Here is a 25,811-nt window from a genome sequence, read left to right on the forward strand (position 1 = left end):
GGTTACGGTGCGCCGGACCTGGAGCGCAGGTCGAGGCGGCGCATGACGCGGTCCACCACATCCGGTGGGATACCGGGTTCGCGGCGGGCGGCGAGCGCTTCGGCGCGACCGGCGTCCAGCACATCGTTGGTGATGGCGCGCATGCGCTTGGTGAAGGCGAGCGTCCGGTCGGTGGCCACCCGGGCATTCCGGTCGGCGGCCTCCGGGTCCGCCTGTGCCAGACGGCGTTCCAGTCCGTCCCGCAGGCGTTCGTAGACGTCCTCGGGCAACTGCTCCTCGAGGGCGACCTGCTTGAGTCGCACCAGTTCGGCCTCCAGAACCCGCCCCCACAAACGCAATTCGATGGCGCGCTCCTGCTCGGTATCGGCGTGCACACCGGTCGCCCGCACCACGGCGGGCAGCGTCGGCCCCTGCAGCAGCAGCGTGAAAAGCACCACGGCGAAGGCGGTGAACAGGATCTCGGTGCGGCCGGGGAAGGGCTCGCCGTCGGCGGTGGTGAGCGGAACCGCCAGTGCCAGTGCGACAGTCGCGACGCCGCGCATACCCGCCCACCAGGTGACGACCGTCTCCCGCCAGGTGTAGGGCTCGTCGGCGTCACGATGCCGCCACCAGCCCTGGAAGATCGCGGTGGTGGCCAGCAGCCACGCCAGTCGCAGCCCCACCACCACGCCGATCACCACGGTCGCACCGCCCAGATAGCGCGGCCATTCCGGTCCCGCGTCGCGCAGCACCGTGCTCAACTCCAGTCCGATGAGGCCGAAAGCGAAACCGGTGACCAGCATTTCGGTGATCTCCCAGAACGAGTCACCGACCAGCCGATAGTCGCTGTCGCTGAAATCCGTTGCGGCATCGGTGAGATACAGCGAACACACCAGCACCGCGAGCACCGCCGAACCCCCACGCGCGTCCGCGACACCGTAGGCCGCGAAGGGCAGCAGCAGGCCGAGCGCCACCTGCCAGGGCGCTTCCCCCAGCCGTCGCATGATCGTGCTGCCCGCCCAGCCGAACAGCAGCCCGACCACCACCGCCACCACCCCGGAAACCAGGAATTCGCGGGCCGTGCCCCAGGTGGAGAACTGTCCGGTGACCACCGCGGAGATCGCCGCCGTATAGACGACGATGGCGGTCACGTCGTTGAACAGCCCCTCACCCTCGAGCACCGACACCAGACGCCGCGGCAGACCGAGTTTGCCCGCCAGCGCCGACACCGCCACCGGATCCGGCGGCGCGACCAGAGCCCCCAGCGCGATGGCCGCACCAATGGGAATCGCCGGATACCAGGCGTGGAAGGCCCACCCCACCGCGGCGGCCGTGACGATCACCAGCACCACGGCGCGCAGGCCGATGGCACCCCAGTTGTCGGCGAACTGCCGCCACGAGGTGCGGCGCGCGGCCGCGTACAGCAGGGGCGGCAGCACCAGCGGCAGGATCAGATCCGGGTCGATGTGGATCTCCGGCACCGCGGGGATGAGGGCCAGCACCACGCCGAAGGCCGTCATGAGGACGGCGGGCGCCTGACCCAGCCGTTTGCCGAGCGGCTGCGCCAGAATGGTCGCGAACAGGACCAAGAAGATCAATTCCAGCTGCGAGTGCACGCAGGCCAGTTTGCTGCCGATGCACTCGAAAGTCGAACAACCGGACGGTTCTCTCAGCGGCTACCTGGTCCGCGTCGCCGAACTCTCAGGAAGTCCGGCGGCTATCCCGGAATATGAAACCCGGGTCCCGGGCATCGGGAATCCTGGCCTCACCCGGCGCAGCCGGGCGCGCCGCTACGACGCGCTACGCCGATCCTGCGACATACCGGCCGACGGCAGGCCCCGGCCGGGACCGTTCGCCGCCGAGCCGTGGCCGGTGCGGCCCGGCTGCCGCGGCGCCACCGGTGGTTTGCCCTGCGGCGGAACGGAGTTCGCGGCGGCCATCGGAGTGCCGGGCATCGCGCCGGGAGCACCCGTGGCCGGTCCCGGTGTGCCCGGCGGCACAGTCCCCTGGGGCACACCGTGTTCGGCCTGCAGCGACCACGCGTCATGCCGCGGCAGCGGGGCGCGCTGTGGCTCCGCCATCCGGCTGCGCTCATCCACCTCGGTGAGCCCGACGTGGATCAGCAACACCATGGTCACCATGCTCACGCTGATCATGAGCGGGGCCAGCAGCTCCATCGCGCCCGCACCCGCCGGAATGCCGCGCCCGACATGATGGGCGCTCATCGACGCCATGCCGGTGTAATGCATGCCGCACACCGCCACCCCCATGATCAACGCCGCGCCGATGGTGGCGAAGATCCCGTTGATGTGCAGCGTGAACCACAGCGCCGCCGTCGCCGCCACCACCGCGATGACCATCGACAACGTCACGATCCCCACGTTGTACTCGATCTTCGCGTCCGACTTCATGGCGTACATGCCCGAATAGTGCATGGCCCCCACGCCCAGGCCGGTGACCGCGCCGCCGGCCAGCAGCGACCAGTACCCCGACCGGCCCTTGGCCACGATGGACAATCCCGCGTACACCACCACCATGGCGATCACGGCGCTGAGCAGGGTGACCGGCACGTTGTAGCGGATCGACGCGCCGCGGATGGAAAAGCCCAGCATGGCAATGAAATGCATGACCCAGATCCCGGTGCCGCCGATGGCGACGGCCGCCGCGATCAGCCAGCCGGTGCGTCCTTCCCCCGTCCGGGCGCGCGCCGTGCAGCGGAGTCCGAGCAGGGAGCCGGTGACGGACATGATGTAGGCCAGCACGGGTGTCACCCACCCGTAGCTGAAGTGGTGAATCTCCAGCACACGAACTCCATTGCCAGAACGGGGATTTCACAATGAGTGATTGCGACGTGCGCACACTACCGGGCAGTTGTCCGATTGGGAAATTGAACGGAAAGGTTTCCTTGAAAACCTTTCCGAACGGAGTTAACTCGATGTTGCCGAGAACATTCGACGCTTCATCGACGGGATGGCATCGGCCGTCCGGAAGAACAGCTTGCCTGCCGTCCGCGCCACCCGGCTATCGGAAACCGCCTGGTTGGCGGCGGTGAGCGAGGTGCGCACGGCATCGAAACCGTAGTCACGCATCCGGGACTCGTAGGCGGCGATACCGTCGAGCAGGCCGTGCGCGCGGCGGTCCGCGCCGATCAGGTTGCGGCACAGGAGTTGTGCGTCACGCAGCGCGGTATTCGCGCCGATTCCGCCGAACGGGGTCATGGCGTGGATGGCGTCACCGAGCAGAGTGACCGGCGAGGGCTCCCAGGCCGGGGTCGGCACCGAGGTTCTGATGGGGATGAGAGTCGCTGTGTCGCTCGTGGATTCGGCCACCAGGGTGCGCAGTGCCGGATCCCATCCGGCCGTCATCCGGGTCGCCAGCGCGTGCAGTTCGGGTGCGCTGAGCTGTTCCAGCTCGGCGCCGTAGCGCTCCCGCTTGGCGGCGAAGGCCCAGAACACATACGGCTGGGTATTGTCGAACAGCACGCCCGGCGCGAGGCCCGCCTCATTGCCGACCACTCCGGCCGCCTGTGCCGGGATATCGAATTCGTGTGGCGCGAGGAACATTCCGCATCCCGTGGGCGGAATCACGCTGAGCGGATTGCGCAGCAGGCGCGGATCCAGCCGGGCCCGGGACTCCGGCGTCAGCGCGTATTTGCCCGCGATGGTGACGATTCCGGTCTCGACGCGCTGTGCCTGCGGCAACCGCTGCGCCCGCACCCGCGAGGTGCCGCCGTCCGCGCCGACCAGCACATCGCCCACCTCGAACGTGCCGTCCGCGAAGTAGGCCGCGATCCGCCCGTCCGCCAGTTCCTCGTACCGCTCGAACATGCTGCCGTAGTGCACGATTCCCTCGAGATCGGCCAGCAGCAGCTGCCGCAGCGTGATCCGGCTGATGCCGAAGTGCCCGCCGCCGGCCGGATCGTCCGCGCTGTCATCGGGTTCGAACCGCAGCAGCTGCTTCATCTGCTCGGTGACCACCCCGAAACCGTTGCCGCCCCGCCCCGCACACGCCGTGAACAGCGAATACAGTTCCGGCGACAGCATTTCCGCCAGGGCCCGGCTGCCATTGGGGTCGATGTGGATGCGGAAGCCCTGCAACCGATCCGTGCGCCGCACCTCCCGCTCGTGGACGGACACACTCACCCCGGCGCGCCGCAGGCCATTGGCGAGCGCGAGCCCGCCGATGCCGCCACCGGCCACGATCACATGCAGAGGCTCATTGGTAGACATATCAAATTCCTTCTCCTGTAATCAGATTCGGCTCCAGCCGAACCCTCCCGGACGCCTTTTGGCCGCCCGTTGCTGCTGCTGATTTCCCGCCGCGCCCCACGACTCGATGAGCCGATCCAGCAGGCGGGTGAGTGTGACGACGTCCTCGGCGGGCCACTCCGCGATGACCTCGCCGAAGACCTGATCGCCCACCTCCAGGAATGTCGCGAGCTCGGCCCGACCGGCCTCGGTGGCCTCCACCAGCACCGCCCGCCGATCCGCCGGGTCGGGGGAACTCGCCACCAGTCCCGAATCGATCAGCGCCTGCACGTGCCGGGTGATGGAGGAGGGGAGGGCGTCGAGCCGCTCCGCGATCTCCCCGGCGCGCAGCGGTCCGGATTCCACCGCCGTCTGCAGCACCCCGACCCGCACCGGGTCGTAGGCGCGAGCCGTGCCCTGGCGCATGGCCTCGGCGAATCGTGAGGTGGTGCGTGCCAGCCGGGACACCTCGTCCTTGTTTGCTTGCATGGAACAAATATAAAACTTGATTTCGTGAAACAAAAGAGATTGGCGGAAAATGGACTCAGCGAGTCGGTCCGGGAGGGAAAAGCTGAGGTCAGTCCCGTATCCGCTGACGCAGGAACGCGGCCAGCGGGGTCAGCACCGCCTGCGGGTCATCGATGAACGGCCAGTGGCCGAGGCCGTCGAGGACATGGATCTCGGCCTCGGGGAAGTAGGTGCGCTGCAGGTGCGCGAACCGCACCGGAATGTACGGATCACCCGCACCCCAGAGCACGCACACCGGAAGGCCCGCGGCCGCGGCGGCGATCGCCTCCGCGCCGAGCTCGCGCTCCGGGAACGCGCTGACCGGATCGCGGGAGGTCCGGTAGAGGCGCAGCACCGCGCGCTTGTGCCCCCAATCCGCGAAGCGGTGCACCCGGTTTATGTACGCGCGGGGGAGCGGCTTCGGATTGTCCCGATCGAGCGCGAACCGCATCCCGCGCGGATTGCTCACCAACTGGAACAGCTCACCCGCCACCGGCGTCTGCCAGATCCGCGCATACCGATGCCACCGATACCCCTCCAGCACACCGCAATTGACGAGACTCAGACTCGCCGCCCGTGCACGGTTGTCCAGCGCCCAGCGCAGCCCCCACGCCACCCCGAAATCGTGCAGCACCAGATGCGCGCGCCGCACGCCCAGCTGATCGAGCAGCTTCCCGAGGAAACGCGCATGCCCCTCGATACTGTGATCGAACCCCCGGGGCCGATCCGATCGGCCGAACCCCGGCATATCCATCGCGACGACGCGCGCGAACCCGGAGACCTCCGGAATCAACTCCGCCCAATCGTCCATCGGGCCCGGATTCCCGTGCACGAACACCACAGCCTCCCCGGAGCCCCCGGGCGCACTGTCGTGGACGGCGCACCGCACCCCACCGATCCAATGATCGACGATCTCCAACCCGGCCACGCTTCCTCCCATGGCAGCATCCTCTCGTAGGCTGTGTGCGCACGCGCGAAGAACGGGAGGCCGAAATGAGCGAAACGCCCGTATCGACGGTCATGGCCGATCTGGCCGCACTCGACGACCCCAAAATCCTTGCGGTGAACCAGAAACACGGCGACGACCACGCCGTGAACCTCACCAAACTCCGCGCCCTCGCGAAAGCCCTCAAAACCGATCAGGACCTGGCCCGCGACCTCTGGCACACCGGAGACTCCGCCGCCCGCCTGCTCGCCACCCTCATCTGCCGCCCCAAATCCTTCACCCGCGACGACCTCGACACCATGCTCCGCGAGTCCCGCACCCCCAAAGTCCAGGACTGGCTCGTCAACTACGTGGTCAAGAAAAACCCGCACACCGAAGCCCTCCGCCTGACCTGGTTCGCCGACCCCGACCCCGTGGTAGCCAGCGCCGGCTGGTCCCTCACCATCGACCGCGTAGCCAAGAAACCCGAGGGCCTCGACCTCCCCGCCCTCCTCGACACCATCGAAGCCGATATGAAGAACGCCCCCGACCGCCTCCAATGGGCAATGAACCACTGCCTGGCCCAGATCGGCATCGACCACCCCGAATACCGCTCCCGCGCAATAGAAATCGGCGAACGCCTCGAGGTCCTGAAGAACTACCCCACCCCACCCGGCTGCACATCCCCCTTCGCCCCCACCTGGATCGCCGAAATGGTCCGCCGTCAGCAGCCCGGCTGACCGCCGTATCGGAGGAGATAGCTGCCCGGGTAGGTGGCCCAGAGCGTACCGGTGTGCTCGGTAACTGCGGCGTACGGCTCGGCGCGGTTGCCGATACGCAGGTCTCTGCGTCAACGCACACCCCGGCAAGTGGCTGACTGATAGCTGGTGACCAGCGACTTCGCTGAAACGTGCACATTCCAGATGTTTGCTCGGCTAGATTCCCCGCTACGCCGAACAATTCGGCGAAGAGAACGTCGGAGGAACACGTGGAATACGTAGGCTCAGTAGCCGGAATCTTGCAGATGATCATCGGGACCATCCTCGCCAACACCGGCTCGGGTGGCTCGGGCTCTGGCTGGTGACCTCGGCGCACAACCGAAACCCTGTGCACCCGTAGGCGAATCGGGCCACCGAGCAGAAGCTCGGCGGCCCGATTCATGTACGAGTGGGACGGGCGGTCGCAGCGGACCTGATGCGCCGCGGCCCGATCGAGACCGACGCAGACTGCCGGGTTCGATATTCGATCGATCGAAATGGAGCGCGGGAATGTGCACGGTGTCGCCCCAGATGGGCAGATAGCCTGTGCCGCTGCTGATTTCGCAGACAGTGTGACCAGGCGTGTGCCCCGGTGCCGGGACTGTGATCGCGATTATCTCCGATACGGCCACGACACAGTCCCGCATCGGTTCGAGCCATCCGGCGAATACCCAGGGTCTCCCGCACCGATCCACACTCGCCCGAGTTCGCTGAACGCCTCTGAACCATCCGGCGTGATCAGAGCACTCACGTGGTCTTCGTGATTGTGTGATGGCCACATCGGTGACCTGCGCGGTCGACCCCCGCCGGACTACTACCCACCTATCCGCCGGGCACAGAAAACAACTCGCAGTACTCGAAGGCGCCCTCACCGTCCTGATCGGCGGAACCAGCGAAACGCTGAACACCGGCGACGCCATGTTCTTCCAAGCCGACGTGGACCACGGCTTCGCCAACCGAACGAACGCCCCCTCCGAGTACATCATGGTCATCTCGAGCAGATCCTGACCGACCACGATTCGAATAAGCCTGTCGCCGTGTCGAATTGGCGAATACGAGAATGGGCCGCGAAGCAGAAGCTTCGCGGCCCATTCTCGGGTCGGAACTAGTCCAAATAGTCGCGCAGGACCTGGCTGCGGCTGGGGTGGCGCAGTTTGCTCATGGTCTTGGACTCGATTTGGCGGATGCGTTCTCGGGTGACGCCGTAGACCTGGCCGATTTCGTCCAGGGTGCGGGGTTGGCCGTCGGTGAGGCCGAAGCGGAGGCGGACTACGCCTGCTTCGCGCTCGGAGAGGGTTTCCAGGACGGACTGGAGTTGGTCCTGGAGGAGGGTGAAGGAGACCGCGTCTACGGCTACTACTGCTTCGGAGTCTTCGATGAAGTCGCCGAGTTGGGAGTCGCCTTCGTCGCCGATGGTCTGGTCGAGGGAGATGGGCTCGCGGGCGTACTGCTGGATTTCCAGCACCTTTTCCGGCGTGATGTCCATTTCCTTGGCGAGCTCTTCGGGGGTGGGCTCGCGGCCCAGGTCCTGGAGGAGTTCGCGCTGGATGCGGCCGAGCTTGTTGATGACCTCGACCATGTGGACGGGGATGCGGATGGTGCGGGCCTGGTCGGCCATGGCGCGGGTGATGGCCTGGCGGATCCACCACGTCGCGTAGGTTGAGAACTTGTAGCCCTTGGTGTAGTCGAACTTCTCGACGGCGCGGATGAGGCCGAGGTTGCCTTCCTGGATGAGGTCCAGGAACGCCATGCCGCGGCCGGTGTAGCGCTTGGCGAGTGAGACGACCAGGCGGAGGTTGGCCTCGAGCAGGTGGTTCTTGGCGCGGTTGCCGTCGCGCATGATCCACTGCAGGTCGCGGCGCAGCTGCACGGGCAGCTTCTCGCCCTTCTCGGCCAGTTCGCGCAGACGCTCCGTGGCGTAGAGGCCGGCTTCGATGCGCTTGGCGAGCTCGACCTCCTCCTCGGCGTTGAGCAGCGCGACCTTACCGATCTGCTTGAGGTAGGCGCGGACCGAGTCGGCGGAAGCGGTGAGCTCGGCGTCCTTGCGGGCCTGGCGCAGCGCCTCGGATTCCTCTTCGTCCCAGACGAAGTCGCCGGAGGCCTTGTCCTTCTCGGACGGCTCCTCGGCCTCCTCGGTCTCGCCTTCGGCGGCGGGCGCCTCGGCAGCGTCCTCCTCCTCGTCCTCGACGTCGTCGACGATCTCCTCGTCGGCGAGATCTTCGTCGTCGACCTCGAGGTCACCCAGGTCGTCGAGATCCAGCGACTCGTCTTCGAGGTTTTCGTCGACGTCGCCCTCGGCGCCGGGCTCGCCGGCCTTCTTGGGAGAAGCCTTCTTGGCAGCCGCCTTGGTGGCCTTCTTGGCAGCCGTCTTCTTGGCGGCCGCCTTCTTGGCCGGAGCCTTCTTAGCGGCGGCCTTCTTGGCCGGGGCCTTCTTGGCGGCAGCCTTGACCGCCGGCGCGGCGGTGGTGTCTGCGGAATCGGCGGTTTCGGCCGAGTCGGCGGTCTCTCGGGTATTCGTGGCTACCACGTACGCCCTTTCGTGACGGTCTCGTGCGGCGTCACGCCAGAGTGGTCATCCGGCGGAGCGGTCTGTCGGGGGTAACCGGCGCGAGTGCCGGGTTGGTTTAACCGGCTCAGCACCGGGCTTGTTCCATTGTAACGATCGAACCAGTGTGCTTATGGCGCGATACCGGCAGACACGGCCATTGCCGCTCCGACGATGCCCGCCGCGTTCTTCAGATCGGCGGGTACGACGGGGGTTCTGTTGGTGAGCAACGGAATCCATTCCTGGTAGTCACGGCTGATTCCGCCGCCCGCCACGAACACGTTCGGCCAGAACAGATTCTCCAGAGTGACCAGTACCTTGCTCACTTCGGCGGCCCACTCCGGATAGGTCAATCCGTCACGGTCCTTGATGGAGGCCGCGGCGCGGTGCTCGGCTTCCATGCCGTCGACCTCGAGGTGCCCGAGTTCGGTGTTGGGCATCAGCGTGCCGTGGTACATCACAGCCGATCCGATACCCGTGCCGAAGGTGAGCAGCATTACCAGGCCGTCGAGATCCTTTGCCGCGCCGTAGCGGTCCTCGGCGAGTCCGGCGGCGTCGGCGTCGTTGAGGACGGTTACCTCCCGGCCGCCGAGGGCGGTCGAGAAGAGGGTGCGGGCGTCGGTGCCGATCCAGGTCTTGTCGATATTGGCGGCACTGTGCGCGACGCCGCCGATGACGACACTCGGCAGGGTGATACCGACCGGACCGTCCCAACCCGCCTGTGCCACAAGCTTGGACACCGCCTCCGCCACCGCCGCCGGGGTCGCCGGATGCGGGGTGGGGACCTTGATGCGCTCATGTACCAGCGCACCGGTGGCCAGGTCGACCTCGGCGCCTTTGACGCCGCTCCCACCGATGTCGATACCGAACGCGTGTCCCCGAGCGGACATGACGATCTCCTCGTTCCTGTGCTGATGCCGGTTGGACCAGCCTAATGGTCGCTACGCCGGATCTGTGCTGCGATGGACCTCGTGCCGGAATCCGATTTCACCCTGACCGCATCCAACACGATCATGAGCCCCGAGCAGACCGAGATCGCCGAACTCAGGCGCGTAGCCGTCCATCTGGCCGAAACCGCGGCCGCCCACGTGCGCACCAGGCGGCCGGAGGTCTTCGGTCCCGGCGGGCACGAGGGCGACGCCGTGCAGTCCAAGAGCAATGCCGTCGACCCCGTGACCATCGTCGATACCGAAACCGAGCAGCTGGTTCGCAAACTGGTGGCCGAACTCCGCCCCGGCGACCAGGTGGTCGGCGAGGAGAACGGCGGCACCCTCGACGAGGAATCCGACGTGGTGCACTGGGTGGTCGACCCCATCGACGGCACCGTGAACTTCGTCTACGGCCTGCCGTCCTACTCGGTGTCGGTGGCGGCGGTGCGCGGCGGGCGATCGGTCGCGGGCGCGGTCGCCGATGTGGCGCGCGGGGTCACCTACAGCGCCGGGCTGGGTCTCGGCGCGCACCGCACCGAGCCCGGCAAGGATCCGATTCCCTTGCGCTGCAACGACGTCGAGTCCGTGGCCATGTCGCTGGTGGCGACCGGCTTCGCGTACTCCACCACGCGCCGCATCGAACAGGGCCGCCTCATCGCGGAGGTGTTGCCGCATATTCGCGACATCCGCCGCATGGGCTCGGCCGCCCTGGACCTGTGCATGGTCGCCGAGGGCCGGGTGGACGCCTACTACGAGCACGGCCTGAACCTGTGGGACCGTGCCGCCGGTGAGCTCATCGCGGCCGAGGCGGGCGCGCGACTGCTCCTGCCGTCACCGCAATCGCGCAGCTCGGACGGCGAGCTGGTGCTGGCCACCGCACCCGGCATCGCCGACGAACTGATCGGCCTGCTGGACAAGCTCGGTGTCACCACCCCTATCCCGGGTCACTGACAGCCGGGTAGACAGCCCAGGCCACGATCAGGCCACGAAAAGGAATCGCCGCGCCTCCGGGTGAGGCGCGGCGATCTGGGGCGGTTGGTCGGAACCGCGCATCAGGTTCGCGGCCCGGCTCGGTCTGGACTGACGGAGCGGGGGAGCGTAGCGGAGGAGCGGAGGAGGGAAGACCGAGCTAGCAGGGCCGCGAACACGCCCGCAGCGAAGCGGACGGCAGAAAACTCAGCACTTGGCGTGCCGGGCGGCGTCCAGCAGCTTGGGGTCGATGCCCGAACCCGCGCCCTGCACCGGATTCTTCAGCGAGCGCAGCACTTCCTCGGCGTCGGTGCTCGGCCGGATATCGCGGAACAGCGACCCGAGCACCAGATCCACGGTGTCGTCGCCGCGTGTGTCCTCGATCAGCTCGGCGCACGGGGCGACCAGTTGCACGGCCGCTGCGGCGGGCCGTCCGTTCACGCCGAAGCGGATCTGGCCCAGGCAGTCCAGGTCACCGTTCACGTACACCGGATCGTTACCGTACGCCTCGGGCGCGCTGGCGAATCCGAGATCGCTCATGCCCGACGCCACATGCGCGGCCTGACCGCGCTGTCCGTTCGCGTTGTAGACGCGCACTCTGGTCTTGGCCAGGGTGGCCGGTTCCACATCTCGTAGCCGCGAGGCCGAGACCCGCTGGCCTAACGGCGCAGGCTGGGCCGCGGAGGTGCTCGAGGCGGGACTGGGCGAGTTGCAGGACATGGCGGTCTGGCTGTCCTCGGTCGTCGTGAGTGCTTTGACCCACACCGCGACGCAGATCACGGCGATGACGCCCACCATGGCCGCCCACGGTTCCCAGCGTCGCCGGATGAAGCGCCGGCCCTCGGGGTCGGTCGCATTACCTTGGGTGATCAGTGAAACCACGGGAACACTCTACGAAAACGTCGCGTTGCCTGCCTGCAAGGTCTCGGAGTGTTCCCTCAGGGGTGACGATTGCCCCTCAGTTTCGAATCGCGAGTGTTTTGATTGCGACTTTTGCCCCGGGGTCCGCTATTGTCTGGCGGCCCAGATCGTATCGCCCGGGTTGAATCGGGGGTTCGATTTCGGGAACAACAAGGGCATGTCCTGCGTTGACCGAGCGCGATCCGGTGCGGATCCAGAGCATCCGGCCCGATCGGGGACCGGTGTACGCGTGACGTACACCACGGGCGGGGCGGCGCACCCCAGACCGATCCCACCCGGGATCGGCGCGGAGTGAGCCGGTCCGGGATATACGGAGTAAGGACGAGGGGAAGACGACATGGCAACCGACTATGACGCACCACGGCGTAGTGAATCCGACGAAGTGTCGGAGGACTCGCTCGAGGAGCTGAAGGCTCGTCGCAACGAGGCACAGTCCGCCGTCGTGGATATCGACGAATCCGATACCGCGGAGTCGTTCGAGCTTCCCGGCGCGGATCTGTCGGAGGAGGTGCTCTCGGTTCGGGTCATCCCGAAGCAGGCCGATGAGTTCACCTGCTCCAGCTGCTTCCTTGTGCATCACCGCAGCCGGCTCGCCACCGAATCCGGTGGTCAGCTGATCTGCATGGACTGCGCGGCCTGACCGCACAGTCCTGAGCAGGGATATTCCGTCAGTCCGCGCTCGGTACGCCGAGCGCGGTCAAGACCTTCTCGGGCCGCCGAGTCGACACCAGCCAGTACGGGGTGGGGTCGTCGGGGTCATCGAGAACGAGTAGCACCAGCGGGCCGATCCAGGCCCGATGCTGGACGTAGGCGGCGGGGTCGAGTTGTCGGCCCAGCGCCGCGCTCTTCGCACTGGCCGGCACCGCAGCGGCCCGCGACACGAAAGTAGCGGGCAGGTGGGCTTTGTCCACCCGTAGCTCCGGGGTGCCGGCCGAGTCGAGGGCCACCTCCACCGTATGTCGGGAGAACCACAGCAGCACCCACACCGCGATGGCGAACAGCGCCACGTAGGGCAGCCATGCCCGGATCCCCGGTGCGCCCATGTGGATTTCGGCCGCCAGCAAGCCGGCGATACCGAGGCCGATCGGCCACCACCACAGTGGCGCCCAGAGGCGTTCGCGGTACAGCGGCTTCGACGTTTGCTGGGATTCCATGCTCACCTGAGAGGACTGGTCGGACACGACCCCAGACTAGGTCAATGAGCGCGGGGTCATACGCGTAGGCTCGGCGTACGTGACCGGTATTCCACCTATTCGCCTGCTGCGGCTCGATCCCGGCATCCCCGTACCGACGCGTGCCCACGAGGGCGACGCGGGCGTGGACCTGTGCACCACCGAGGACGTCATCATCGAACCGGGGGAGCGGGTGCTCGTCGGCACCGGTATCGCCGTCGCCCTCCCGATCGGGACGGTGGGGCTCATTCATCCCAGATCCGGGCTGGCCGCCAAACACGGCCTGTCCGTGGTCAACACCCCCGGCACGGTCGATGCCGGGTATCGGGGTGAGATCAAGGTATGCCTGATCAACCATGATCTCCGCACTCCGGTCGAGCTCCGGCGGGGTGACAGGATCGCGCAGCTGCTGGTGCAGAAGGTGGAGCTGGTCGATTTCGTGGAGGTCGACGCGCTCGACGAAACCGAGCGCGGCGCAGGAGGATACGGATCGAGCGGTGGGCACGCCAGCCTCGCCGCGGAGTCCGGTGGGGTGGGCCGTTCGGCCGGCAAGGAGGCATGACCATGGTGTTCGGACGCAAGAAGCGCACGGAGAGATCGGACGAGTCGCAGTACGAGGAGTACTCCGACTACGACGCCGAATACGACGAAGCCGACTACGACGACGAGGAATTCGACGACGCCGGCTACGACGACGAACCGGCCGCGGCGGCCCCGGTGGGCGACCGCGTCGGTCCCTACGACTACGAGGACGTCGCCGACCGGCTCGAGACCGTCGCCGACCAGCGCCTGGATCTGGGCTCGGTCATCGTGCCGGTGCCGCCGGGCGGGCAGCTGCAGGTCGAGATGACCCCCGACGGCACCCCGCAGGCCGTGCACCTGGCCACCCAGCACGGCCGCATCACCGTCGCCGCCTATGCCGCGCCCAAGTCGCCCGGCCAATGGCGTTCGGTGGCAGCCGATCTCGCCGAGACGCTGCGCAAGGACGGCGCGACGGTGTCGGTGCAGAACGGCCCCTGGGGTCGTGAGCTGCACGCCGTCACCGAGGGCGCGGACCTGCGCTTCATCGGTGTCGACGGCTTCCGCTGGATGCTGCGCCTGGTCGCCGCCGGACCGTCCGGCTCGGCCGACGAGAACACCCCGCTGATCGCCGCCGCCCGCGCCATCCTCGGCGAGACGGTGGTCCGGCGCGGCGACGAACCGCTCCCGGTGCGCGAACCGCTGCCGGTGGTCCTACCCCAGGAGCTGGCCGACCAGCTCGCCGCCGCGCACCAGCAGCAGTTGCAGGCGCAGCAGCAGGCCATGGCCGCCCAGCTCGCCGCCATGCAGGGCGGGCAGCCCTACCAGGGCGTCACGCCGCCGGCCGGTCAGGAGCCGCGTCGCGGCGCCGAGGGCTCGGCCATGCAGCAGCTCGGCCTGAATTAAGGCCCGCTGAAAACACACAGCGACCTTCGCACCCACGGGTGCGGAGGTCGCTGTCGTTCGCGGGCGTGGCAGGGGTTCAGGTGTGCGGTGCGTCGCCCGTGGAGTCGGTCAGCGCGGCGAGGCCGAGGCGGCCGAGAACGGCTGGGTCCGCGCCCAATTCGTCGAGTGTGATGCGGTGCAGGGTGGCGTGCGGGATGAGAGATGCCCAACGTTCGGCGACGGCGAGGGGATGAACCGGGTCGTCGACGGCCGTGATGATCGCCACGGGAACGCTCACTGCGCTCAGCAGGTCCGGTTCGGGCCAGCGGTAGGCGGCGGCCTCCTCCAAAGCGGCTGGGAGATCCGGCCATTGGGATCGCCAGGAGCGGGTGAGCGCTTCGGCCAGCCAGGCGGGGCTCGAGGAGCGCATGAGGTCGAGGACGGTGTCCAGGCCGTCGTTGCGCAGGGCCGAGGCGGTGGCGGCGGCGCTGAGGGCGGCCGGGCAGCCGGTGGTGTCCGCGCCCGTCCACGCGGGCAGGGCCGCGATCACCCCGGTGACCGAATCCGGATGGCGGGCAGCCCAATCCACCGCCACGGCCGCGCCGAGGGAGATGCCCGCCACCAGGATCGGCCCGTCGGCGGATGCTTTCGCCAGGGCGTCCCGGTAGCTCGCGATGACGCGCAAGGGGTCCGGATCGATCGCCGCGCAGGGCAATCCCGCCGTACCGCAGGCGGATTCGAAGGCGCGCGCGGCGAAGTGCGCGTCGGAGCCGGTGCCGGGCAGTGCGACCGCCGCGACGGGCCGACGTGGCGCGGTGGATATCGGGCCGGGTGGCGCCGCGGTTGCCGGGGCGGGGGCGGTGGGGATCGGGCCGGGTACATCGGGCACCGGCCGAGCGTACTGGGCGGGGCACGCGTGGCATGGGTCGGCCGTGGCCTCTACAGTGGCGGTGTACGGCCACAGCCGGGAAGTGTGGGCAGACACCCACCAGGTTTGTGGGAAGACAACGACGTGAGACCCACGCCGTCTTGCTAGGAGAACGTGCAAGATGCCATCCGCGGGTGGGAAAGACACCCCCTCGGGCTATTTCCGGCGGCTCAGCCGCCGTCTGACCGAGGATCTGGATCGTTTGGACGCCGAGGAGCTCGCCGAAACGTCGGAGGCGTCGGGGGCTTGCCGGGCGTCGGAGTGCCGCCGTGGCGAAGAGGTCACCATGCTCGGCAGATTGCGTAGCGTGGAGGCCTGTTCGAAGCAGGCGGGCGCGGAGATCGTGGCGGAGTTCTTCGACGGCACCGATTCCGTCGCGCTGGTGTGGATCGGGCGGCGTCGCATACCGGGAATCGAGCCGGGCCGCCGTATTCTGGTCCGCGGCCGCATCGGTGAACGCGACGGCGGCAAAAAGGTGATCTTCAACCCCTACTACGAACTTCGTGAGAATTCCTGACGTATGCCGATACCCAGCAGCAGCGACGGGGGCTATGAGCCCGCCGTGACCCGAGGCGACCTCGACGACCCCACCGCGGCGGCATTCGCCGACGCCGAGGCCGAGCTCGCCCGCCCCGATCATCCGCACTCGGATCTGCGCACCGAATTCGAGGAGAAGATCGAGGAAGAGGTCGAACAGTCGCTGCTGGAGCAGCTGGGCGGTATCAGCGGCCTGGTCTACTCGTCGCTGCCGGTGCTGGTGTTCGTGCCGATCAACACCTGGCTCGGTCTGACCACCGCCATCTGGGCGGCGCTGGGCGTGGCGTCCGCGATCCTGATCTGGCGGCTGGTGCGGCGGGGTCCGATCCAGCCGGCCATCTCCGGTTTCCTGGGCGTGGGCATCTGCGCGTTCATCGCCTACCGGATGGGAGAAGCCAAGGGGTTCTTCCTGTTCGGCATCTGGGCGAGCCTGGTGTACGCGGGCGCGTTCCTGCTGTCGCTGATCGTGCGGTGGCCGCTGGCGGGTGTCATCTGGGGTGTGCTGAACGGGCACGGCACCGACTGGCGTTCCGATCGCCGGGCCATGCGCCTCTACGATCTGGCGACCGCGGTGTGGGTGGTGGTGTTCGCGGCGCGTTTCGCGGTGCAGGACCACTTCTACAGCACCGACAGCACGGGCATGCTCGCCGTGGCGCGTATTGCCATGGGTTGGCCGTTGACCGCGATCGCGCTGGGTGTCACCTGGTGGGCGGTCCGCAAAGCCGGTCATCTGCCTGCTGATACACCCAAGGCAAAGGCTTTGCGCGACAACTGATTTCGCAAGATCCGGGTAACTCGTCGGGGACGTCCGAAATTGGATTGCTCCTGACAGTGGGCACGGGTGCGAAACGGTCGACGTCTATCAGCCGCCCGCTGAATATTCGGGGAGGCGGAACAGGGGGTACCCACCCCCACCCCTGGGGTATCTATTTCGGCGGCCCGGTTCATCGCACGATCGTCTCGAGACGAAACGGCGAAAGGATCGCGGAGTGATTACCGACGGCAAGGCAGTGGCAGCGTCGCAGGACCGTGGCGAGGGGCTCGGTGTGACGGTGCAGACGACAGCCTCGCGCCGGCATCCGGCAGGGCGGGGAGCCAAGAACAACAGTGCGGCGACGTCGGAGTCCCGGCGTGCCGCAGCCGAATTGGAGAAGTTGATCGGTCCGGCCGCCGGTGGCGACCGGGCGGCGGTCTCGGAGATTCTGAAGATCGTCTACCCGCTGGTGCGGCGCTACTGCGCGGCCCGCATGAGCGGCGCGGCGCATCTGCACGTCACCGCCGACGACGTGGCCCAGGAGATCTGCCTGGCCACCGTGCAGGCCATCCCGCGTTACCGGGATCAGGGCAAGTCCTTCCTGGCCTTCGTGTACGGCATCTCGGCCAACAAGGTCGCCGACGCCTTCCGGCGGGCGCAGCTGCACCCGGCCTACCCGGTGGCGGAGTTCCCGGACGCCCCGGTGAACGAGGCGGGCCCGGAGGAGCGTGCGCTCGCGACCGAAACCCGGGAGGCCACACGGGAACTCATGAAGGTGCTGGCGCCCACCCACCGTGAGGTGCTGGTGATGCGCATCGTGCTCGGCTGGACCGCGGCGCAGACCGCCGAGGCCATCGGCACCAGCCCGGGGGTCGTGCGGGTGATGCAGCATCGCGCGCTGAACAAGCTGCGCGCGGAATTGAAGGCCGCTTCCTGAGATTCGGCGCGGGCAGCGTGAATCGGGCGCAGGGGGTGCGCCCGCTCAACGTCACCGCGTCGAATTCTCTTCCGGTCGAGGCGAACTCAGGCGGTCAGGTCGGCGTCGACGCTGACGTCACCGCCGAAACCATTGGTGCTGAAGGCTTTCCGAAGGTCGTCTTCGGCTTCCACGGAGGCGACGAACAGCAGTTCGTCCTCGCCCTCCAGTGGATCGTCGGCCTGGGGGACGATGACCCGGCCGCCGCGCAGGATGCTCACCAGTGCGGCATTGCGCGGCAGATTCAAGACGCGAACGGCCTTGCCCGCCAAGGGGGTATCGGTGGGCAGCGTGATCTCCACCAGATTGGCCTGGCCCTGTCGCAGGGTCATGAGCCGCACCAGATCACCCACGGAGACGGCCTCTTCCACGAGGGAGGCGAGCAGTCGCGGCGTGGAGACGGCCACGTCCACACCCCATGAGGTGTCGAAGAGCCATTCGTTGCGCGGATCGTTGACGCGCGCCACCACCCGCCGCACCCCGAATTCGGTTTTGGCGAGCAGGCTGAACACCAGGTTCACCTTGTCGTCGCCGGTGGCGGCGATGACCACGTCGTAGGTTTCCAGTTCCGCCTCTTCGAGCGTCTCGAGCTCGCAGGCGTCGGCATGCGTCCAGACGGCGGTGGGGGCGATGGTGGGATCGATGTGGTCGAGGCGGCGTTCCAGCAGCATGACGTTGTGGCCGCCGCGCAGGAGTTCCTGGGCGATGGATCGGCCGACGGCGCCGGCTCCCGCAATGGCTACCTTCATGATCAGTCCTCGCTCGCGGGGGGATTTCCGGCCAGGGCGACGGCTTCGCCGACCGAGCCCGAGGTGGCGGCGACGTAGACGGTGTCGTCGGCCTGCAGCACGGTTTTGCCGTTGGGCAGCACGCCCTGCCCGAAGCGGATGAGGAACGAGACCCGAGCGCCGATCGCCTCCTCCAGGGAATGCACGGTACGCCCGTACCAGTCCTCGTGCAGTACGAGTTCGGTGACGGCGACGGTGCCGGTGGGGTCGCGCCAGGTGGTGGTGCTCTGATCCGACACCAGATTGCGCAGGAATCGATCGGTGGTCCACGGCACGGTGGCGATGGTCGGAATGCCCAGGCGTTCGTACACGGCGGCGCGTTTGGCGTCGTAGATGCGGGCCACGACGCGTTCCACGCCGAAGGTCTCCCGGGCCACGCGGGCGGAGATGATGTTGGAGTTGTCGCCGGAGGACACCGCGGCGAAGGCCCCGGCGCGTTCGATTCCGGCGCGGGTCAAGACATCCCGGTCGAATCCCACCCCGGTGACGCACAGGCCGGGGAAGTCGCGGCCCAGCCGCAGGAAGGCGCTCGAATTCTGATCGATCACAGCGACCTCGTGGCCGATGCGGACCAGGGCGCGCGCGAGTGAGGATCCCACTCGTCCACACCCCATGATCACTACGTACACCGTGCGAACCCCATCTCCCGAAAACTGTGGCGTGCGGTCTGGTTGCTCCTGTCCGGGCAGCAACCGTACCGCTCGAGTTTTTCCCGAGGCACGTTCCCCCTCCGGTGAACGTTCAAACCGGAACCGGGAAAACCTCACAGTCTTCATGGCCACCCTACGGCTCCCGCCCGACTCGCGCCGCGCCGCGGAAACCGGTGCGCTCGCGCTGCCTTATGCTCGCATGAGTGTCGAAGTTGACGACGGCCGCCAAACGCATGCTGGTTGGCCGCCCCTTCCGTAGCGATTCCCTGGGGCACACGCTGCTCCCCAAGCGGATCGCGCTCCCGGTCTTCGCGTCCGACGCGCTGTCGTCGGTGGCGTACGCCCCCGAGGAGATCTTCCTCGTGCTGTCGGTGGCCGGGCTGTCCGCCTACGCGTACGCGCCGTGGGTGGGTGTGGCGGTCGCCCTCGTGATGGCGGTCGTGGTGGCCAGCTACCGGCAGAACGTGCACGCCTACCCGTCCGGTGGCGGTGACTACGAGGTGGCCACCAAGAATCTCGGGCCCACAGCGGGTCTCACGGTGGGCAGCGCGCTGCTGGTGGACTACGTGCTGACGGTGGCGGTGTCGATTTCCTCGGCGGCCTCCAATATCGGTTCGGCTGTGCCGTTCGTCGCAACGCACAAGGTGTTGTTCGCGGTGTCGGCGATCGTGATCCTCACCGCTATGAATCTGCGCGGCGTGCGCGAGTCGGGGACCATGTTCGCCATCCCCACCTACGCGTTCATGATCGGCATGGTCGTCATGCTGGTCTGGGGTTTCACTCGGATCGGGATCCTGGGCGAGCAGGTGCACGCCGAGTCCTATGGCTTCGACCTGAAGACCGAGGGCACTGATCATCTGATGGGCATCGCCTTCGTATTCCTGATCGCCCGCGCGTTCTCCTCCGGCTGTGCCGCGCTGACGGGTGTGGAGGCCATCAGCAATGGTGTGCCCGCGTTCCGAAAGCCCAAATCGCGCAATGCGGCAACGACGCTGCTGCTGTTGGGCGTCATCGCCATCACGCTGCTGATGGGCATCGTGATGCTCGCCGAGAAGGTGGGCGTCGTGTACGCGCACAGCACCTCGGATCTGATCGGCGCGCCGGCGGGCTACGAGCAGAAGACCCTCGTCGCGCAGCTGGCGGGCGCGGTGTTCTCCGGGTTCCCGATCGGCTTCTGGTTCATCACCATCGTGACGGCGCTGATCCTGGTGCTGGCCGCCAATACCGCGTTCAACGGATTCCCGGTGCTGGGCTCGATTCTGGCGCAGGATCGATTCCTGCCGCGGCAGCTGCACACCCGCGGTGACCGGCTGGCGTTCAGCAACGGCATCATCTTCCTGGCGGGTGCGGCCATCGCGTTCGTGGTGCTGTTCGGGGCCGAGGTGACCAAGCTCATCCAGCTCTACATCGTGGGCGTGTTCGTGTCGTTCGTGCTGAGCCAGACCGGCATGTTGCGGCATTGGACGCGCCTGCTGCGCACCGAGACCGATCCGGCGCAGCGGGCGCGCATGAAGCGCTCCCGGGTGATCAACGGGATCGGCCTGACCCTGACGGCGACGGTGCTGGTGATCGTGCTCATCACCAAGTTCATGGCGGGCGCGTGGATCGCGATCGTGACCATGCTGGCGATCTTCGGGCTCATGCGGTTGATCCGCCGCCACTACGACACGGTGTCGCGCGAACTGGACGAAACCGAATGGGATGGCGTGCTGCCCAGCCGGACCCACTCCATCGTGCTGGTGTCGAAGCTGCATCTGCCGACCAAGCGGGCGCTGTCCTACGCGCGGGCCACCCGCCCGGATACCCTCGAGGCGATCACGGTGAACGTGGACGAGCCCGACACCCGCAAACTGGTGCGGGAGTGGGAGCGCAGCGATATCACGGTGCCGCTCAAGGTGATCGAGTCCCCGTACCGCGAAATCACCAAGCCGGTGGTGGATTACGTGAAGCGACTACGCAAGGACTCCCCGCGTGACGTGGTCACCGTGTTCATCCCCGAATACGTGGTCGGCCACTGGTGGGAACAGTTGCTGCACAACCAGAGTGCGCTGCGCCTCAAGGGCCGCCTGCTGTTCGAGCCCGGCGTCATGGTCACCAGCGTCCCCTGGCAGCTGAGCTCCTCCGCCAAGGCCCGCCAGGCCCGCGCGGTGAGCGTCCCGGGTGCGGTCCGCCGCGGCTTCGGAGACGAGAGTTGAGCCGAAACGACTGGTACGGAGACATTGTCGAGGTCCGCCTCGGCCCGCCCGGCCACGGCGGCTTCTGCGTGGCCCGCCACGAGGGCCGCGTCCTGTTCGTGCGCCACGGCCTGCCCGGTGAACTCGTCCGCGCCCAGATCACCGAGGACCGCGGCGGCTCCTTCTGCCGCGCCGACGCCGTGGAGATCCTCTCGGCGTCCCCCGATCGCATCCCCGCCACCTGCCCGGTCTCCGGCCCCGGCGGCGCGGGCTGCTGCGACTTCTCCTACGCCACTCCCGCAGCCCAGCGCGCCCTGAAGGCAACGGTCGTCGCCGACCAGCTGCGCCGAATCGCCGGCTGGGAACCGGAATTCGTCGTCGAATCCATCCCGCTGCCCGCGGGCGTCGCGCACGGTGTGCTGGCGCGCACCGGCATCCGGCCGGGAAACAGCTCGCCGAGCCGCATCGGCGGTGTGGCGACGCGGCTGCCGAGCCTGCTGCTGTCGGATTCGCAGCCGACCGGTTCGCCTGGCACGCAGGCGAATTCCCGGTCGGGCGGTACTCGCGGACCGGCGTCCAGCCCCCGGTCGGTCAGCGGCACCCCCGGGCGGATCGGTGCGGTGGCGACCAATCTGCCCGGTGCGTTGTTCGCCGGGACGTCGGACTCCGGAGTATCCGGCGCTGGTGTGCCGGGCGTGCTGGCAGCGGACGCGGTGGCCGGTGGCTGGCGTAGCCGGGTGCGGCTGGTGGTCGATGCGGACGGGCGCGCGGGTGTGCACCGCTACCGCAGCACCGAGGTGATCGCCGATCTGCGGTGCCCGCAGCCCATGGCCGGTGCCCTGGAGGGCATTGCCGAACGGACGTGGACACCCGGCGCGGAGCTGGTCGTGGCCGTGGACGCGGAAGGAATGCGCCACCTGGTCGAAATCGCGCCGCCCGCAGCGGATTCCGCCGACCGCCGGTCGGCTCCCGGGCACGGCCGGGACCGTCGGGGCCGCGGGGGCGCCGCGCAGCGCGGCGATCGTCGCGGTGGCGACCGGGGCAGCACCGCCGCGCGTCGTGCCGCCGCGCACAGCGTCCGCGCCGAACGCGTCGTGGACGGCAGCGGCCGGGCCGTGCAGTATGTGGCGGGCCGCCGCTGGGAGCTCTCCGCCACCGGCTTCTGGCAGCCGCATTACGGTGCGGCGCAATGCTATTCGGATGTCGTCGCCGAGTGGTCGGATGCGGATTCCGGCGCGCTGACCTGGGATCTCTACAGCGGCGTAGGCGTTTTCGCGGCCCGGCTGGCGGATCAGGTTGGTGCGGAGGGCGCGGTGCACGCCGTCGAATTCGCCCGCACCGCGGTCACCGAGGCGAAGGCGAACCTGCGCGACCTGCCCTGGGTCGATTCCCGCGCCGAGCGGGTCGAGCGCTGGATCGTCGAACAGCCCTCCACCGCACCGGATGTCGTGGTCCTCGACCCGCCCCGAGCGGGCGCGGGCAAGGAGGTCATCGCCGCCCTCGCCGAGCGCTCCCCGCGCCGCATCGTCCACATCGGCTGCGACCCAGCGTCTTTCGCCCGCGACGTGAGCCTCTACCAGGCGGCGGGCTACCGTCCGGTCCACCTGCGCGTGTTCGACGCCTTCCCCGGCACCCACCACGTCGAGTGTCTGGCGGTCCTGGAACGATAGTCGCGAAATCCACACATCGGGGGAGCGATCATGGCGGTTCTCATCTACTACAGGCGAATCCGCGAGAGCGCGACCGAGGTGGAATACGCGGTCGGTGGTGCGGCCGACAACCTCGACCGCACCCTGATCATCGACAAGGCCGCCCCCGAACTCCAGGTGGACCAGCTGACCGATGGAGTGATCTTCCGTGCCCTGGTCCGGATCATCGGCAGCTTCCGCCGCGACCGGCAGTGGCCACCGCACGGCATGATCGCCTCGTGACCCGGTATCGAGGGCCGGTCTGCTCGCGTGGGGAAGTGTGTTGGTTCGGCGGCGTCAGTTCAGTTGCCAGGTGACGCGGATGGTGGCGGACAGTTCGCTCTCGCCGAGTTCCACGGGGACCGGGGACGCCCCCATGGGCGCGCTCTTGGCGGCGAAGGCGATGTTGTGCACGGGACCTGGTGCGGCCGAGGTGTTCTCGGTGATCTCCAGGGCCGGGCCGAGGGTGCGGTGGGCGCGGTTGGCGTACTGCTGGGCCTTGACGAGGGCGTGGTCGTAGGCGGCGTCGCGGGCCCTGGAGAGCAGGGATTCCTCGTCGGCGACGGTGAGGGTGAGGCCGCCGAGGCGGACGTCGTCACCGCCCGCCTCCACGGCGCGGGCGATGATCGCGGCCGGGCCGACTGTGGCGGATTCGGTGGTGGCGGAACCGATTTCGCGCAGGGTGACGGTGAGCGAGGTGCTCGCGATGTAACCGATGATGCGTTCGCGGTTGTCGGTCCACTGGGTGTCGGTGCGTACGGACAGACCGCTGGTGGAGATGTCGCGGCCCTGCACGTTGTCACCGCGCAGTGACTTGATGACCGCGTCGGTGTGCCGGCCGGCTCCGGCGTAGGCGAGGGCCACCGTGTCCGCGTGGGTTTCGATGGACACCGTCACCCGCATGATGTCGGGGGTGGCGCTCGCGCTGCCGGTGCCGAAGGTGGTGATCGTGCCGGGCTGCTGGTCGGTGCTGGTCACGCGCTCTCCTCGGTCGTCGATACAACCCTGCCGATGCTACCGACGCCCACCCCGCGACCGCCCTCGCCGCGCCTGTGACCTGCGGCGCGGCGCTGTGGCCGAGGGCTGCTCGCGGTGCTGGACCGCCGTCCGGGGCTAGCGGTGTCCGTCGGCGGCGATCGCCTCGGCGAGGATGCGAATCGCCTTGGGCCCCACGCCGTGCAGCGCGTGCAGTTCGGCCTCGCTGAGCGCGGCGACCTGGGCGAGGGTGGTGATCCCCTGGGAGACGAGGGCTCGTGTGGCCGGGTTGCCGATGGCCTTGGGCAGATCGCCGACCCGGCCTGCCACGGCGGTGTCGGCGGCGGCGTTCTGTTCGGCGAGCCGCTTCGGCGCGTGGGCCAGCCAGGCGCGGCGCACCCAGTGGTTGAGCTGCTGGCCGTTGATGTCGGTGATCGGAACCCGGACGCCGCCGGTCATCGGTGCGGCGGTCGGGTGTTCGGCGCGGACCCGGTCGGAGTCCTCGGCGACGAGTCGCAGCTCCACGTGTTGGTCGCTGGTGAAGGTGGCGAATTCGGTGTCGCGCACCGTGAAGGTGATCGCGCCGGAGGCGTTCGCCCGCTCGGTGGTCTCGGGGAAGGAGAGCGCCGTCTTGCGGAGCTGGCCGAGGGTGGTCATGGTTCGAGCTTGCCAGCCGGTGGGACCGGATCGCCATCGTATCGGCCGCGGCGCGGTGGGCGAGGCGGCCGACTCCGACAGCCCCGTTTCAGGGTCGTCCCGGGTGCGCGATCGCGCCGAAGAACATCCGCAGATCCCCGGCCAGTTCGGCGGGTGCCTCCATGGACGGGAAGTGCAGGCCGCGTTCGAATTCGGTCCAGTGCGCGTCGGCCGGTGCCGGAAGTACCCGGCGCACGGTCTCATCCGCGCCGAAGACCGCGAAACCCTGTGGGGCGCTGCCGGGATTGCCCCACTCGCTGGAGTGCGCCTGTTCGTAGAGGGTGTGCGCGGCCGACACTCCGGAGCCGGTGAACCAGTACAGGCTGACCGTGGTGAGCAGCAGATCGCGGTCGATGGGCAGATCCGTCCACTCCTCGAATTTCTCGGCGATCCACGCCAATTGGAGGATGGGGGAGTCGACCAGGCCGTAGCCGATGGTCTGCGGGCGGCTGTTCTGGATGGCGAGATAGCCGGACCCCTCACGGTGGAAGGAGTCCATGCGCTCGAGGATGAGTTTGTCGATCGGATCGTCGGCGTTGAGGCTGTCGGCCAGTCCGGGGATGAAGGTGGCGGTATTGGCCGCCGTCAGCGGGTCGGTGACCACATGGATGCCGATCACATGCTCGGTGTCCAGGCCCGCGACCGCACCGGAGATGCCCGCCCCCACATCGCCGCCGTGGACGCCGTACCGGTCGTAGCCGAGCCGGGCCATGAGCTCGATCCAGGCGCGGGCGGTGCGGCTCATGGTCCAGCCCGGACCGGACAGCGGAGTGGAGAAGCCGTAGCCCGGCAGCGAGGGCGCGATCACATGGAAGGCCTGCCCCTCGGCCGGATTCACCAGCGGTTCGATCAGGTTGAGGAATTCGGCGACCGAACTCGGGTAGCCGTGGCTCATGAGCAGCGGAATCGCGTCGTCCCGCTCGGAGCGCACATGCAGGAAGTGGATGTGCTGCCCGTCGATCTCGGTGGTGAACTGCGGGAAGGCGTTCAGCTTGGCTTCCTGTGCACGCCAATCGAAGTCGGTGCGCCAGTAGTCGGCGAGGTCGTGCATTTCGTCGAGCGGGATGCCGCGTTCCCAGCCGGTGCCGCGCAGCTGGCCGGCCCAGCGGGCGCGGGTGAGCCGGTCGCGCAGGTGATCGAGCTCGGACTGCGGGATGTCGATGCGGAAGGGCTTGATCTCGGTGCTCATCAGGGATCCGTTCTCTCAGGGGTATCGCATCACGGTCGTTTCGGGCTTGCAGGGAAACCATAGAAACGATTGCGGAAAGGTTCGTTCCGCGATTGGCGGC

General features: G+C 68.1%; 27 protein-coding genes. 12 read left to right on the forward strand and 15 right to left on the reverse strand.

Annotation, left to right across the window (positions count from 1 at the left end; translation table 11 throughout):
* Positions 1–2 precede the first annotated feature (2 nt).
* From JK358_RS35175 to JK358_RS35195, 5 genes are all read right to left on the reverse strand, one after another.
* Positions 3–1,595: a Na+/H+ antiporter gene (locus tag JK358_RS35175; RefSeq protein WP_201956889.1), complete on the reverse strand. Its 1,593-nt coding sequence runs from the start codon at positions 1,593–1,595 to the stop codon at positions 3–5.
* Positions 1,596–1,769: 174 nt separating this feature from the next.
* Positions 1,770–2,783, reverse strand: a complete 1,014-nt coding sequence (locus JK358_RS40540; protein ID WP_201956892.1) for an MHYT domain-containing protein — start codon at positions 2,781–2,783, stop codon at positions 1,770–1,772.
* A gap of 123 nt (positions 2,784–2,906) precedes the next feature.
* Positions 2,907–4,208, reverse strand: coding sequence for an FAD-dependent oxidoreductase (locus tag JK358_RS35185; protein WP_201956893.1), 1,302 nt, complete (start codon positions 4,206–4,208; stop codon positions 2,907–2,909).
* Between the two features lie 21 nt (positions 4,209–4,229).
* Complete coding sequence (locus JK358_RS35190) at positions 4,230–4,715, reverse strand: MarR family winged helix-turn-helix transcriptional regulator (protein ID WP_201956896.1); 486 nt, start codon at positions 4,713–4,715, stop codon at positions 4,230–4,232.
* 88 nt (positions 4,716–4,803) lie between these two features.
* On the reverse strand, positions 4,804–5,673 hold the full coding sequence (locus JK358_RS35195) for an alpha/beta fold hydrolase (protein WP_201956897.1): 870 nt from the start codon (positions 5,671–5,673) through the stop codon (positions 4,804–4,806).
* 53 nt (positions 5,674–5,726) lie between these two features.
* Between JK358_RS35195 and JK358_RS35200 the strand changes: the two genes are divergently transcribed.
* Together JK358_RS35200 and JK358_RS35205 are read left to right on the forward strand one after the other, a co-directional pair.
* A complete protein-coding gene (locus JK358_RS35200; RefSeq protein ID WP_201956901.1) occupies positions 5,727–6,398 on the forward strand; it encodes a DNA alkylation repair protein in 672 nt (223 codons plus the stop codon).
* 789 nt (positions 6,399–7,187) lie between these two features.
* The gene (locus tag JK358_RS35205) at positions 7,188–7,424 is read left to right on the forward strand and encodes a cupin domain-containing protein (protein ID WP_201956905.1); all 237 of its coding nucleotides are present in this window, start codon (positions 7,188–7,190) and stop codon (positions 7,422–7,424) included.
* Positions 7,425–7,521: 97 nt separating this feature from the next.
* On the opposite strand, the gene JK358_RS35210 is transcribed toward JK358_RS35205, so the two are convergent.
* Both JK358_RS35210 and ppgK read right to left on the reverse strand, forming a co-directional pair.
* Positions 7,522–8,943: an RNA polymerase sigma factor gene (locus JK358_RS35210; RefSeq protein ID WP_201956908.1), complete on the reverse strand. Its 1,422-nt coding sequence runs from the start codon at positions 8,941–8,943 to the stop codon at positions 7,522–7,524.
* A 149-nt stretch (positions 8,944–9,092) separates the two neighbouring features.
* A complete protein-coding gene (gene ppgK, locus JK358_RS35215) occupies positions 9,093–9,851 on the reverse strand; it encodes a polyphosphate--glucose phosphotransferase (RefSeq protein WP_201956909.1) in 759 nt (252 codons plus the stop codon).
* A gap of 72 nt (positions 9,852–9,923) precedes the next feature.
* On the opposite strand from ppgK, the gene JK358_RS35220 reads away from it, so the two are divergent.
* A complete protein-coding gene (locus JK358_RS35220; RefSeq protein ID WP_372440788.1) occupies positions 9,924–10,841 on the forward strand; it encodes an inositol monophosphatase family protein in 918 nt (305 codons plus the stop codon).
* 225 nt (positions 10,842–11,066) lie between these two features.
* On the opposite strand, the gene cei is transcribed toward JK358_RS35220, so the two are convergent.
* Positions 11,067–11,741 carry an envelope integrity protein Cei gene (gene cei / locus JK358_RS35225; RefSeq protein ID WP_201956911.1) on the reverse strand — a complete coding sequence of 225 codons (675 nt, stop codon included), beginning with the start codon at positions 11,739–11,741 and terminating at the stop codon, positions 11,067–11,069.
* 376 nt (positions 11,742–12,117) lie between these two features.
* On the opposite strand from cei, the gene JK358_RS35230 reads away from it, so the two are divergent.
* Complete coding sequence (locus tag JK358_RS35230; RefSeq protein WP_201956914.1) at positions 12,118–12,420, forward strand: DUF4193 domain-containing protein; 303 nt, start codon at positions 12,118–12,120, stop codon at positions 12,418–12,420.
* 28 nt (positions 12,421–12,448) lie between these two features.
* On the opposite strand, the gene JK358_RS35235 is transcribed toward JK358_RS35230, so the two are convergent.
* On the reverse strand, positions 12,449–12,934 hold the full coding sequence (locus tag JK358_RS35235) for a DUF3093 domain-containing protein (protein WP_201957091.1): 486 nt from the start codon (positions 12,932–12,934) through the stop codon (positions 12,449–12,451).
* Between the two features lie 79 nt (positions 12,935–13,013).
* On the opposite strand from JK358_RS35235, the gene dut reads away from it, so the two are divergent.
* Together dut and JK358_RS35245 are read left to right on the forward strand one after the other, a co-directional pair.
* Positions 13,014–13,514 carry a dUTP diphosphatase gene (gene dut, locus JK358_RS35240; protein ID WP_201956918.1) on the forward strand — a complete coding sequence of 167 codons (501 nt, stop codon included), beginning with the start codon at positions 13,014–13,016 and terminating at the stop codon, positions 13,512–13,514.
* Positions 13,515–13,519: 5 nt separating this feature from the next.
* Positions 13,520–14,377: a DUF3710 domain-containing protein gene (locus JK358_RS35245; protein WP_307817894.1), complete on the forward strand. Its 858-nt coding sequence runs from the start codon at positions 13,520–13,522 to the stop codon at positions 14,375–14,377.
* Positions 14,378–14,453: 76 nt separating this feature from the next.
* Here JK358_RS35245 and JK358_RS35250 read toward each other — a convergent pair whose 3' ends face one another.
* Positions 14,454–15,179 carry an alpha/beta fold hydrolase gene (locus JK358_RS35250; RefSeq protein WP_201957097.1) on the reverse strand — a complete coding sequence of 242 codons (726 nt, stop codon included), beginning with the start codon at positions 15,177–15,179 and terminating at the stop codon, positions 14,454–14,456.
* A gap of 226 nt (positions 15,180–15,405) precedes the next feature.
* Here JK358_RS35250 and JK358_RS35255 point away from each other — a divergent pair, with 226 nt between their 5' ends.
* The 3 genes from JK358_RS35255 (at position 15,406) to JK358_RS35265 (ending at position 17,512) form a co-directional block, all read left to right on the forward strand.
* Positions 15,406–15,801 carry an OB-fold nucleic acid binding domain-containing protein gene (locus JK358_RS35255; protein ID WP_201956921.1) on the forward strand — a complete coding sequence of 132 codons (396 nt, stop codon included), beginning with the start codon at positions 15,406–15,408 and terminating at the stop codon, positions 15,799–15,801.
* Positions 15,802–15,846: 45 nt separating this feature from the next.
* Positions 15,847–16,596: a DUF3159 domain-containing protein gene (locus JK358_RS35260; protein ID WP_372440789.1), complete on the forward strand. Its 750-nt coding sequence runs from the start codon at positions 15,847–15,849 to the stop codon at positions 16,594–16,596.
* A 271-nt stretch (positions 16,597–16,867) separates the two neighbouring features.
* Positions 16,868–17,512 carry a sigma-70 family RNA polymerase sigma factor gene (locus tag JK358_RS35265; protein ID WP_201957098.1) on the forward strand — a complete coding sequence of 215 codons (645 nt, stop codon included), beginning with the start codon at positions 16,868–16,870 and terminating at the stop codon, positions 17,510–17,512.
* An 86-nt stretch (positions 17,513–17,598) separates the two neighbouring features.
* Here JK358_RS35265 and JK358_RS35270 read toward each other — a convergent pair whose 3' ends face one another.
* Both JK358_RS35270 and JK358_RS35275 read right to left on the reverse strand, forming a co-directional pair.
* Positions 17,599–18,300 (reverse strand): potassium channel family protein, encoded by a 702-nt coding sequence (locus JK358_RS35270; RefSeq protein WP_201956928.1) that lies wholly within the window; start codon positions 18,298–18,300, stop codon positions 17,599–17,601.
* Between the two features lie 2 nt (positions 18,301–18,302).
* Positions 18,303–18,968, reverse strand: a complete 666-nt coding sequence (locus JK358_RS35275; protein WP_201956930.1) for a potassium channel family protein — start codon at positions 18,966–18,968, stop codon at positions 18,303–18,305.
* A 224-nt stretch (positions 18,969–19,192) separates the two neighbouring features.
* On the opposite strand from JK358_RS35275, the gene JK358_RS35280 reads away from it, so the two are divergent.
* Genes JK358_RS35280 through JK358_RS35295 form a run of 3 tightly spaced genes read left to right on the forward strand, consistent with a single transcriptional unit; the run spans position 19,193 to position 23,094 of the window.
* Complete coding sequence (locus JK358_RS35280) at positions 19,193–21,184, forward strand: APC family permease (RefSeq protein WP_201956934.1); 1,992 nt, start codon at positions 19,193–19,195, stop codon at positions 21,182–21,184.
* Positions 21,181–22,833: a class I SAM-dependent RNA methyltransferase gene (locus JK358_RS40720; protein WP_372440790.1), complete on the forward strand. Its 1,653-nt coding sequence runs from the start codon at positions 21,181–21,183 to the stop codon at positions 22,831–22,833. The genes JK358_RS35280 and JK358_RS40720 overlap by 4 nt, the downstream gene beginning before the upstream one ends.
* Before the next feature lie 30 nt (positions 22,834–22,863).
* Positions 22,864–23,094, forward strand: coding sequence for a hypothetical protein (locus JK358_RS35295; RefSeq protein ID WP_201956937.1), 231 nt, complete (start codon positions 22,864–22,866; stop codon positions 23,092–23,094).
* Between the two features lie 54 nt (positions 23,095–23,148).
* Here JK358_RS35295 and JK358_RS35300 read toward each other — a convergent pair whose 3' ends face one another.
* The 3 genes from JK358_RS35300 to JK358_RS35310 all read right to left on the reverse strand — a co-directional run bounded on the left by JK358_RS35300 (position 23,149) and on the right by JK358_RS35310 (position 25,711).
* Positions 23,149–23,829, reverse strand: coding sequence for an SIMPL domain-containing protein (locus JK358_RS35300; protein ID WP_307817890.1), 681 nt, complete (start codon positions 23,827–23,829; stop codon positions 23,149–23,151).
* 135 nt (positions 23,830–23,964) lie between these two features.
* The gene (locus JK358_RS39690) at positions 23,965–24,483 is read right to left on the reverse strand and encodes a helix-hairpin-helix domain-containing protein (protein ID WP_232852442.1); all 519 of its coding nucleotides are present in this window, start codon (positions 24,481–24,483) and stop codon (positions 23,965–23,967) included.
* Positions 24,484–24,571: 88 nt separating this feature from the next.
* Entirely contained in the window at positions 24,572–25,711 is a 1,140-nt protein-coding gene (locus JK358_RS35310) for an epoxide hydrolase family protein (protein WP_201956940.1), read from the reverse strand.
* Positions 25,712–25,811 lie beyond the last annotated feature (100 nt).

It is taken from the genome of Nocardia acididurans (genome assembly GCF_016741815.1).
Lineage (GTDB): Bacteria > Actinomycetota > Actinomycetes > Mycobacteriales > Mycobacteriaceae > Nocardia > Nocardia acididurans.